Annotated in this window: 9 protein-coding genes; 3 read left to right on the forward strand and 6 right to left on the reverse strand. The window is 77.4% G+C overall.

Translation table 11 applies throughout. The features are described from left to right. Positions 1-92: 92 nt before the first annotated feature. Both EDJALFJO_RS16495 and EDJALFJO_RS16500 read left to right on the forward strand, forming a co-directional pair. Positions 93-1034 carry a phosphotransferase gene (locus EDJALFJO_RS16495; RefSeq protein ID WP_088287184.1) on the forward strand — a complete coding sequence of 314 codons (942 nt, stop codon included), beginning with the start codon at positions 93-95 and terminating at the stop codon, positions 1032-1034. 157 nt (positions 1035-1191) lie between these two features. Further along, positions 1192-2064: a Fic family protein gene (locus EDJALFJO_RS16500; protein ID WP_088287186.1), complete on the forward strand. Its 873-nt coding sequence runs from the start codon at positions 1192-1194 to the stop codon at positions 2062-2064. A 9-nt stretch (positions 2065-2073) separates the two neighbouring features. Here the strand turns inward: EDJALFJO_RS16500 and EDJALFJO_RS16505 are convergent, their stop codons facing one another. Further along, the gene (locus EDJALFJO_RS16505) at positions 2074-2436 is read right to left on the reverse strand and encodes a VOC family protein (protein WP_088287188.1); all 363 of its coding nucleotides are present in this window, start codon (positions 2434-2436) and stop codon (positions 2074-2076) included. A 45-nt stretch (positions 2437-2481) separates the two neighbouring features. Between EDJALFJO_RS16505 and EDJALFJO_RS16510 the strand changes: the two genes are divergently transcribed. After that, entirely contained in the window at positions 2482-3525 is a 1044-nt protein-coding gene (locus EDJALFJO_RS16510) for an isopenicillin N synthase family oxygenase (RefSeq protein WP_088287190.1), read from the forward strand. Here the strand turns inward: EDJALFJO_RS16510 and EDJALFJO_RS16515 are convergent. The 5 genes from EDJALFJO_RS16515 to EDJALFJO_RS34395 all read right to left on the reverse strand — a co-directional run. Further along, complete coding sequence (locus EDJALFJO_RS16515) at positions 3491-6046, reverse strand: EAL domain-containing protein (RefSeq protein WP_088287192.1); 2556 nt, start codon at positions 6044-6046, stop codon at positions 3491-3493. The genes EDJALFJO_RS16510 and EDJALFJO_RS16515 overlap by 35 nt on opposite strands. A 163-nt stretch (positions 6047-6209) precedes the next feature. Continuing rightward, on the reverse strand, positions 6210-7226 hold the full coding sequence (locus tag EDJALFJO_RS16520; RefSeq protein WP_143448617.1) for a hypothetical protein: 1017 nt from the start codon (positions 7224-7226) through the stop codon (positions 6210-6212). Further along, positions 7223-8530: a hypothetical protein gene (locus tag EDJALFJO_RS16525; RefSeq protein ID WP_088287196.1), complete on the reverse strand. Its 1308-nt coding sequence runs from the start codon at positions 8528-8530 to the stop codon at positions 7223-7225. Before EDJALFJO_RS16525 ends, EDJALFJO_RS16520 begins: the two co-directional genes overlap by 4 nt. Positions 8531-8579: 49 nt before the next feature. Then, positions 8580-9545: a hypothetical protein gene (locus EDJALFJO_RS16530; RefSeq protein ID WP_088287198.1), complete on the reverse strand. Its 966-nt coding sequence runs from the start codon at positions 9543-9545 to the stop codon at positions 8580-8582. Beyond that, positions 9542-10469 (reverse strand): hypothetical protein (locus EDJALFJO_RS34395; RefSeq protein ID WP_158220465.1); only part of this gene is annotated, 928 nt, incomplete at its 5' end. The genes EDJALFJO_RS16530 and EDJALFJO_RS34395, both read right to left, overlap by 4 nt.

The raw sequence follows: 10469 nt of genomic DNA on the forward strand, positions 1-10469 counted from the left end.
GTGCGCGGGCCGGACGGCGGGCGGTCGGGCGGGGCGCCGANAACGGGGCGGGACGCGGGTGTGGTGTCCGGGGACGCGGGTAGCGTCGCTGCGTGCCCGCTGCCGACGTCCTGCCGCCGGAGGTCGTTCGCGCCGCCGCCGGCGACGGCGACCTGCTCGACGTGGTCGCGGAGCCGCTCGGCGGCGGGATGGGGGCCGCGACCGCGTCCGTGGTCCGCTTCCGCGGGCGTGTGCTGCGGGGCGGCGAGGTCGTGCCGTTCAGCCTCGTGCGCAAGACGGTGCGGCCCGTCACCGCGGGGCGGCACGCCGCGGCCGCCGTCCGGCCGGACCACTGGGCGCACTGGCACCGGGAGCCGCTCGCGTACGCGTCGGGCCTGCTGCCCGACGGGCCGCACCTGTTCAGCCCGCGCTGCTTCGGTACGGGCGAGGACGTCGTCCATCTCGAGGACGTCACCGGCCCGGCACCGTCGCCGGTCGAGGCGGCGGCGGCCCTGGCCCGCTGGCAGACGCCGACCCACGTCGCGCCGCCGGCGCTGCCGTGGCTGGCGGACCACCCGCTCGCGCAGCGGCTCGCGGTGACGGACCTCGACCTGTCCGCCGCACCCGATGCCCGGTTCAGCGTGCTGCTGCAGAAGGCGTGGACGGAGCGTGGGGCGCTCCTGGCCCGGCTGGACGACGTCCCGCGGGTCCTCACGCACGGCGACCTCGGCCTGGGCAACCTCGTTCGGGCCGACCGGGGCGTCGTCGCGATCGACTGGGCGACAACGGGTACCGCCCCGGTGGGGTCCGACCTCGCGCTCCTCGTGCTCTCGCTGGACCGGCCCGCGGGGGCCGAGGATGTCCTGGCCGCCTACCTCGACGGCACCGACCCGCGCCTGTCGCGCGAGCACGTGCTGCTCGGGTACCGCGTCACGGCGCTCCTGACGGGCGTCAGCCGGATGCAGTGGATGCTTGCCCGCTGTGCCGGTCCGCCGTCCGGATACGAGGACCTGCTCGAGGAGGTCGCGGACGCGCTGGGCGACCTCGAACCATGATCGACGAGTCCATGGTTGGGTCCTGCTGCACGCGATCACGTGCACGAGGACACAACCATCCACGCATTCATCGCGGCGCAGGCCCGCACCCGCCGGTGTGGCGCACGTCAACGCGGCCGGCCGGGCCTGTCGCAGCCCGGCGACTAGGGTCGGACGGGTGACCGACACCGCCGACGCCCTCACCGCCCTGGCCGCCCTGCCGGGCGTCCCCGAGGCGGTCGACGCGGCCCGCGAGGCCTGCACGCAGCTGCGCTGGCACAACGCGCTGCGCCGGCGCACCGAGGAGGCGCGCGCCGAGTCGGGCGTGCGCGCCGCCCGGGCGTCCGCGGCGCTCGCCGGCGCCCGCTTCCCGGTCGCGATGCTCCGCGACGCCGCCCGCGGTGCGGCGACGCTGCCGGACGACCCCGCGGGCCGGACGGCGTCCGGTGCGCTGCGGGCCGCCGCCGAGGCGACCCGGCTCGACGGCGTCTGGTCGACGGCCCCGATGCAGGCGCTCGCCCGGTTGCACACCGCGGCGGCGGCCGGCCTGGTGCCGGACGAGGCCCTGGGCCGCCCGCGCCGGGCGGGCGAGGCTCCCGGCGACGGCGCCGACCTGCTCACCGGCGCCGCGCCGGGCGACGTCGTCCCCGCGCCCGACGGCGGCGACCCGCTGACGGTGCGGCTCGACGGGCTCGCCGACCTGCTCCGGGCGCCCGCCGAGGCACCGGCCCTCGTCGTCGCCGCGCTCGTCCACGCCGAGGTCATGACGGCCCGGCCGTTCGTCGTCGGCAACGGGGTCGTCGCCCGGGCGCTGTGCCGGGCCGTCGTCCGCGGCCGGGGCCTGGACCCGACCGGGGTCGCCGTCTGGGAGGTCCCCCTCCTCGTGGCCGGGCCGTCCTACCCGCTGACGCTCGCGCGGTACGCGGCCGGCACCGCCGACGGCGTCCGGGACTGGCTCGTGCTCTTCGCGCAGGCCGTCGTCGACGGTGCCGCCGAGGGCGGGGCCGTCTGCGACGCGGTCCAGGCGGGCCGGCTCACACCTGCCGGCTGACCGCCCGCGTCAGGGGTACTGGACGAGCTGGACCGCGTTCCCGTCCGGGTCCGCGACGGTCGCGAGGACGCCGCCCCAGCTCTGCGTCTCGGGCTCGCCGACGACGTCCACGCCCGCGTCGCGGAGCGTGCGGCAGGTGGCGGCGACGTCGTCGACGGCGAACGAGATCCCGGTGAAGCGGCCGACGAGCTGCGCCGCCGGGATGTCGGAGTCGTCACCGACCTCCTCGACGACGAGGTCGCACCCGGCGTCGAAGACGGCGTAGCCGTCGTCCGGGCTGCTGGCGGACGGCTGCGCGCCGAGGACGCGCTCGTACCAGGGGGCACTGCGGCCGAGGTCGCTGACGAAGACGCGGGCGGCGGCGATGCGCATACGTGAACGCTACCGGGACGGTCGGCCCGTACCTACGCTGCACAGGTGACGACCGGCCCCCGCCCCGCACCCGCCGCCGCAGACTCGCTGGCGCTCGTCGACATCAGCCCCCTGCTCGACGGCTCGGACGTCGCCGCCGTCGCCCGGCAGATCGACGCCGCCTGCCGCTCGCTCGGGTTCTTCCGGGTGACCGGGCACGGCATCGACCCCGGCCTGCTGGAGAACCTCGACCGGCTCTCGCGGGAGTTCTTCGACCAGCCCGACGCGGCCAAGCAGCCGTACGCGATGAGCCACGCGGGCCCGGCGTGGCGCGGCTGGTTCCCGGTACGCGGCGAGCTGACGTCGGGCGTCCCGGACCGCAAGGAGGGGCTCTACGTCGGGCTCGAGCACCCCGCCGACCACCCCCGGGTCCTCGCCGGGGCACCGCTGCACGGCGCCAACCTGTTCCCGCCCGGCGGGCTGGGCCCGGCGGTCCTCGACTGGCTCGACGCGCTGCGGCCGGTCGCGGACGCGGTCCTGCGGGCGGTCGCCGTCGGGCTCGGGCTGCCGCCCGGCTGGTTCGCCGAGCACCTCACCGGCGACCCGACCGTGCTCTTCCGGGTCTTCCACTACCCCGCCCTCGCGGACAACGCCGACGCCGCCGAGTGGGGCGTCGGCGAGCACACCGACTACGGGATCCTCACGCTGCTCGCCCAGGACGACCTCGGCGGGCTCCAGGTCCGCACCCCCGCGGGCACCTGGATCGAGGTGCCGGCGGAGCCCGGCGTCCTCGTGTGCAACATCGGCGACATGCTCGACCGGCTCACCGAGGGCCGGTACCGGTCGACGCCGCACCGGGTGCGCAACGTCAGCGGGCGCGGCCGGCTGTCGTTCCCGTACTTCTTCGACCCCTCGTGGGACGCCGAGGTGACCCCGCTGCCGCTCGCCGGCTCACCGCCCACGGACGACGCCGGCCGCCGCTGGGACGGCGCCAGCGTGCACGCCTGGAGCGGGCGGTACGGCGACTACCTCTCGGCCAAGGTCGCGAAGGTCTTCCCCGACCTCTTCGCGGGCGTCACGCCAGGACCGTCGCCCCGGCGTCCGGGATGAGCATCCCGCCCGAGGCGAGCAGCGCGTCGATCGTCGACGCCGGCGCCGGCCGGGCGAACAGGTAGCCCTGCGCCCGCTTGCAGCCGAGCTCCACGAGCAGGTCCCGCTGGGCGCGGTTCTCGACGCCCTCGACGAGCACCTCGACCCGCAGCGGCCCGGCCAGCCCGAGGACGAGCGACACCAGGGCCTGGCTCGCGACCTCCTCGGTGATCGGGGTGAGGAACGACCGGTCGAGCTTGAGGACGTCGACGGGCAGCCGGTGCAGCCGGGACAGCGTCGCGTACCCGGTGCCGAAGTCGTCGAGGGCGATCCGCACCCCGCGCTGCCGGATCCGGCGCAGCACCGCCGGGGCGTTCGAGTCGTCGACGAGCGCGGTCTCGGTGACCTCGAGCCGGACGTTCTCCGGCGGGACGCCGTGCCGCAGGCAGGCGTCGACGAGCCGCTCGGGCAGGTCCTCCGTGAGCGACATCGCGCTGACGTTGAGGCCGAGCTCGAGGGAGTCCGCGCGGCCGTCGGGGTACGCGGCCCGCCAGCGGCCCATCGCCGCGAGGGACTGCTCCATGACCCAGGAGTCCACCGCCTGGACGGCGCCCGCCTCCTCCGCGAGCCGGACGAACAGGTCGGTCGCGGCGGTGAAGCCCTCCCGGCGGCGCCAGCGGACGAGCGCCTCGACGCCGGTGAGCCGGCCGTCGGCGAGCTCGACGTCCGGCTGGAACACGACCTCGAGCTCGCCCTTGCCGACGGCGTCGACGACGTCCCCGATGAGCCGGGCGCGCTCCGTCGAGGTCGACACGGTGAGCGCGTCGAGGACGCTCACGTGGCCGTGCCCGTGGTCGCTCTCGACCTCGAGCGCCGCGGCGGCGCGGTCCAGGCAGTCCCGGGCGCCGCGCAAGGTGTCGACGGACGCCACCCCGCCCCACGCGGCGAGCGCGATCCGCCCGCCGGGCACCGGCACCGGCTGCCGCAGCGCCTCGACGACGCGCTCGCCGAGCATCCGGGCCGCGGTGACGCCCTCCGGCACGAGCACGCCGAACTGGTCGTCGCCGACGCGGGCGACCATGGCCCGGCCGTCGGAGAGGTCGTCGGTGTCGAGCACCCGGCGGACCCGGTCGGCCAGGGCGAGGACAACGCGGGCCGGCTCGGCGTCGAGCAGGACGGCCCGCCGGACGGCGCGGTCGAGGTCGACGACGACGATGCTCGCCGCGCCGGTCGCGGCGACCTGGTCGGCGGTCGCGACGAGCAGCTCGCGGTTCGGCAGGTCGGTCTCCCGGTCGTGGCTGCGCTCCCAGGCGATCGTCAGCTCCGCGCTGTGCAGGGCCGTCGTCTCGGTCGTCACCGCGAGCTGCTCGCCGCCGGGCAGCGGGGTCACGTGGGTGAGGAAGCGTCGTCCGCCCTCGTCGCCGGCCGTCCACTGGACGGTGGCGGGCACCCCCGCGGCGACGGCCTGCACGAGCGCCGGCACCGCCTCGGCGTGGTGGATGACGTCGATGGCGCCGGTGTCGAGCAGGGCGCTCGCGCCGTCGAAGGTCCAGTGCCCGTCGGCGTCGACCCGGGCCACGACTGCGGGTGCCACCTCCGCGAGCGCCCGCCACCGGGTCGAGTCGATCTCGGCGCTGCGCCGGTCGCGGTCCTCGCGGAACAGCGCGACGCCCGTGAAGCAGGTCGCGACACCGCCGGCGAACATGAGCACCTGCAGGCGGAAGAGCGGCTCGGAGGACCCGAAGCTCAGCTGCGCCGCGGCCCCGAGCAGCACCGCGCAGCCGGCGAGGGCGAGCGCGGCACGGGTGAGGTCGCGCTGGACGACGAGCGCGCCGAGGGGCACGAGGGCCAGCGGCAGGAGCACGAGCTCGACGGCCTGGACGCCGTCCGCCCAGACGATGAGCGCCGGGGTGAGGACGATGACGCACGACTGCGCGACCATCTCCAGCCGGCGCCGCCGGGGCACCCGCAGCGACAGCGAGCGCCCGGTGGCGACGGTCGCGGCGAGCAGCACGAAGGCGGGCGCCAGCGTGACGACCGCCGTGGCGTCCCCGACGACCGCGGTCGCCCAGGACCGGGCCGACCCGGCCCCGCCGATCGCGTTCCGCGCCAGCGCGCCGACGAGCGCCGCTCCGGCGGGGGCCACGACGACCCCGCTCACGAGGAACGTCGCCAGGGCCGTGAAGGACGCGTCGACGCGGGAGCCGACCCGGCGGCGCAGCACCTCCGCGGCGGCGGTGTAGATGAGCGTCGTCGCGACGTCCGCGAGCAGGACGACGGCCGGGGCGGACGTGTAGTCCCCGGAGGCGGCGAGCAGCCCGCCCGCGACCCGGGCGAGGAGCGCGACGGGTGCGCCCTTCCAGCCCACCGCGACGAGGTAGCCGAACGTGATCCCGGCCGGCGGGAACCACAGGCTCTGGGTCGTGTAGGGGCTGAGCACCAGCACGTAACCGAGCGTCGACAGTGCGGCGAAGCCGAGGGCGAGAACGGTCTGACGCCGCAGCGCAGGACCGTTCCAACCAGCAGAGTGGATCACCGACATAGGCGCAAGGTTAGGGGAGATGCACTGATCGTCACCGAGTATTGGTCAAGCCGATACGTGACAGTCGGTCACAGTTGTGATGAATCGCCCTGCATGGCGGCACGCAGCGCCAGCGCGGCGTGCGGAGCCTCACACTCCCTGGCGGCCCCGGAAGGCCGCGGGTTCACCCGTCGCAGCCGTTCCGGAGGGCGGTCGCGGCGGCCTGGCCGACGGCTCCCTGGTCCCAGCCCGGCAGCCGGACCCGGGAGATGATTCCCGGCGTCCGGACCTCGAGGGCGAGCAGACCCTCGACCGACGGCTGCCCGCCGAGCAGGCCCGGGCAGCCCGTCGCGGCGAGCCGCACGAGCAGCTGCGCCCGGGGCCCGCCCGGTTCGACGGTGACGCCGGTCGCGGGCTCGGCGGTGACCGTGAACGGGCCGTCCGTGCCGAGCCGGACGACGCCGACCCGGGCCGCCGACGCGTCGGGCCCGGCCTCGAGCATGATCGTCAGGCTGCCGTTCGACTGCGCCGTCATCGCGACGATCGACAGGCCCGAGGTGCCCGCGGCCGCCGCGCCGGCGGTCCCGGTGCCGTCGTCGGACGCCGGGCACGCCGCCAGCCGCAGGAGCGCACGGAAGGAGGCCTCGTCGGGGAGCGGCGCGAGCGGTGCCTCGCGCTCGGTACCGGAGCCGTCCACGATGTCCGCGGTGAGGGTGCCGACCCGGTCCGCACCGGGGGCGGACCGCATGAGCTCGAGCTCGCGGGCCGAGCCGCACGCGACCTCGGCGACGGCCGTGGTCGAGGCGGACGTCGCCTCCGGGACGTCCAGCGGCTGCACCGGGGTCACCGTGTCGGCGCCGACGTGGAGCCGGCGCACGGTGAGCGGGCGGCCCGAGCCGGACGCCGCGAACAGCTGCAGCCGGGCCCGGCCGGCGCCGTCCGGGACGGCGTCACCGACGGACCACACGAGCACCCTGGCCTGCTCGAGCGCGGCGCGCCGGCCGTCGTCCCGGCCCTGGGCCGCGCCGGCGGCGTGCCCGCTCCAGGCCGCGAAGAGCAGGGCCGCGACCGCGGCGACGGCTACCGCGGCCCGGCGACGCGGGAACGACGAGCGCCGGTCCGGCGCGGTCCCGGCCGGTGGTGGCGCCCCGTCGTCGAGCGAGAGCTCCTCGACCGGGGAGCCCGCGCCGGCCGTGCTCACGACAGGGAACCCGCCCTGGCGCACGACCGGACGGCGGCCGCGACCGCCGCGGACCGCAGCGCGCCGTCGTCCCAGCCGTCGGCGAACCGGACGTTGCTCATCCGGTCGACCGTGCCCGTGATGATCGTCGGGAACTCCGGCAGGGTCGGGACCTGGGTGCGGCGGGTGCCGCGCGGGCACAGGTAGGAGACCTGGAGCCGGACGAGCGTGGGCTTGGTCGCGATGAGCGGCAGCCGCGGTGTCGTGGTGATCGTCCAGCCCGTCCTCGGCACCTCGAAGGTCGCGGTGTCGGTGCTGGCGCGCACCGGCCGCATGGCCGTGAACGGATTGGGGCCGCTGCTGTTCTCGACGAACTGGGCGAGGCTGAAGAGGGGCTGCTCGCCGTCGTCGAGGGCGGTCCCGGGCCCGACGACGAAGGTCACCGACCCGTCCGCCCGGGCGGTCACCGCGCCGACGTCGTAGCTCGGCCCGGCGTACGGGTCCTCGGGGATCGCCTCCGTGCACCGGTTCGCCACCGCGCTGATGACCGTGGCCGGGTTGGCGAGGAGCACCGGGACGTCGACGTCGTGCTTGGTCCCGGCCGGGCGCACCTCCGCGACGGAGTTCTCGAGGAGCGTGCCGTCGTACTGCGTGTCCCGCACGAGTGCCCGGACCCGGGGGCAGTCGACGGTGCCGCGCAGGAGCGTCTGCCAGGCGTCCGCGCCGTCCTTCGTCACGACCGGGGGGAAGAGCGCGAGCGTGCCCATCGGGGTGCGCAGCCGCTCGATGCGGACCTCGCCGCCGGTGCCGACCCGCCCCGACAGCGCGACGCTCACCGTGACGAGCACCTCACCGCCGACCGGGACGTCGGTCGCCTGGTAGCCGGCGCCCGGGTCCGCCTCGACCGCGAGGACGACGCGGGTCGCCGCGTCGAGCCGGGCGTCGGCCTGCTGGCGGGCGGACGTCGAGCCGCCGAGGACGCCGACGACGAGGGCGGCCGCGACGATCGCGACGAGGGTGAGTCTGCTGGGCCCGGCCCCCGGCGCCCCGAGGAGCCGCTGCAGCGGGCCGGGCGGGTCGACGCCCTCGGGCGCCGCCGGGCCCGCGTCGAGGTCGAGGTCGGCGGGGTCGTGGGGTCCGCCCGGTTCCGCGCGGGCGGCCGGCGCGGACGGCGCGGCGACGCCGGCGGCCCCGGGCCCTGCCGGGCGTTCGGGCCGGTCGAGCGAGATCGTCGCGAGCAGGGTCGTCGGGGCGTCGTCGAGCCCGGCGGCGGACCCCTCGTCGTAGTCGTCCGGCGCCGTGACCCCGAGTGCTTCCCGGCTCACGACCTCATGGTGACCGGGCGGCCCCGTCTGCGCCAGAGCGCCGCCCCGGTCAGGCGGGGTCGCATGCGCCGGCCCGGGCGTCGACGAGCCACCGGGCCAGGTCCGGGCCGACGTCGGCGTACCGCGTGACGGGCGGTCCGCCGTCCGACACCCGCAGCTGGAGCCCGATCGGCACGACGCCGCGGCTGCCGGTGTCGGCGCAGCCGGGGGCCGGGCGGCCGAGCGTGAGGGTCCGGGTCGTGGCCGGGCCGGCCGCTGTGGCGCCGTCGAGCAGCGGGACGACCCAGCCGTCGGCGCCGACCCCGACGACCGTCGCGCCGGCGGGCAGCCCCGAGACCCGCAGCTGCGCCGTCCGGCCGGAGAACCGGGCCGAGACGACCTCGACCGGCGACGCGGCGCCGTCCGGGGTCGCGGTGCGGAGCGCGCCGCAGACGCCGTCCGTGGCGGCGAGCGCACCGACCGGGACAGCGGTCACGACGTCCCCGCCGTCGAGGGTGAGCCGGACGTCGAGGTCGGCGCCGCTGCCGCCGGTGGGGCTCTTCCCGCTGCAGGCCAACGGTTCCCGGACGGCGACGAGCCCGCTCCCGGCGGCCGGGACGAGCAGCGGGAGCGGCCCCGACGTCGCCCCACGGGTGTCGGTGCGGGGCGGTTCGAGGGTCGTCGCGGCCCCGCCCGAGCGCGGGCCGCCGACCGCGAGACCGCTCACGGTGCGGTCGCCGGTGCCGTGGTTGGCGAGCGTCACGACGAGGTCGGCCGTCGCGGCCCTGCCGTCCGCGGCCGGGGCGACGGACCGCAGCGCGACCCATGCCGTGACCGCCGGGGCCGGTGGGGCCGGCGGTCCGCTCACCTCGGAGCGCAGTGCGGCCGCGACGACGAGGGTGAGGACGGCGACGACGGTCGCGGCCGCGAGGAGCGGACGGCGGCGCGCTGGCGACGCCTCGGTGGCCGAGTCGAGGTCGACCTCGGCGAGCACGGGCGCCGCATCCGCGCGGCCGGCCGGCGCGGGCGGCGTCACGGCCCGGTCCCGGCGCGCCCGCAGACGCCGTCGAGGAGCCAGCGGGTGAACGCGTCGCCGATGGGCAGCCGGACCGTCACGGGCTGGCCGGTGCCGGCGTCCACCTCGAGGTCCACGGCGCGGGGCAGGCCGGAGCGGGCCACCGAGGGCTCGCAGGTGCCCGGCTGGTCGAGCCAGATCGCCCGCGGGGTGCCGTCGACGGTCATCGGCAGCGGGTCGGCGCCGACTTCGATGCCGTCGACGGCCACGCCGACGATCCGCGTCGTCCGCCCGGACGGCGCGACGACCGAGAGCCGGAACCGGCCGTTGTCGACGAGCTCGGCGACGCTGGTCCGCGGCGGGGACGCCGCACCGACGACGAGCGGGACGGCGCCCCGGAGGTCGCTCGCGCACAGCTCCGCGACCGCGGGGGTCGCCGCGTCGACCGGCACCTCACGGGACCGCCCGTCGGGCAGCACGACGCGCAGCGGCGGCACCGTGAGCACCTGCGGGGACGCGCACGCGACCTCGACGGCCGCCCGCACGGTGAGCCGGCCGCGCGGGCGCAGCGTCGCCCCGGACGGTTCGAGGAAGCGGACGCGCACCGCGCTGAACCCGCCACCGCCGCCGAGGACCTCGAGGGGGACGTCCCCGAGGTTCGTCACGCGGACGACGAGCGTCGCGGTGAGGCTCTCGAACTCGGCGCCGCGCCCGCTCTCGGAGTCCTTGCCGCCGTCCGCTGACACCGGGGCCGGCGCCCCGGCGGTGTCGGTGACCGCGACGACGGCGGCCGCAGCGGTCGCCGAGCCCAGGGCGATCTCGCGTTCCTGGGAGCGGCGCCAGGAGCCGGCGCCGTTCCAGCCGAGCGCGGCGCCGGCCAGCGCGGCCACGAGGAGGACGGCGGTGGCGCGGCGGTACGGGCGGGGCCGGGGGGCCCCGCCCGTA

This window comes from Kineosporia sp. A_224, from assembly GCF_002198655.1.
GTDB lineage: Bacteria > Actinomycetota > Actinomycetes > Actinomycetales > Kineosporiaceae > R-H-3.

Bases quoted from the DNA above. Each gene is read 5' to 3' on its own strand.
- EDJALFJO_RS16505 (WP_088287188.1), bottom strand. From the start codon at position 2,436: ATGCGCATCGCCGCCGCCCGCGTCTTCGTCAGCGACCTCGGCCGCAGT.
- EDJALFJO_RS16515 (WP_088287192.1), bottom strand. From the start codon at position 6,046: ATGTCGGTGATCCACTCTGCTGGTTGGAACGGTCCTGCGCTGCGGCGT.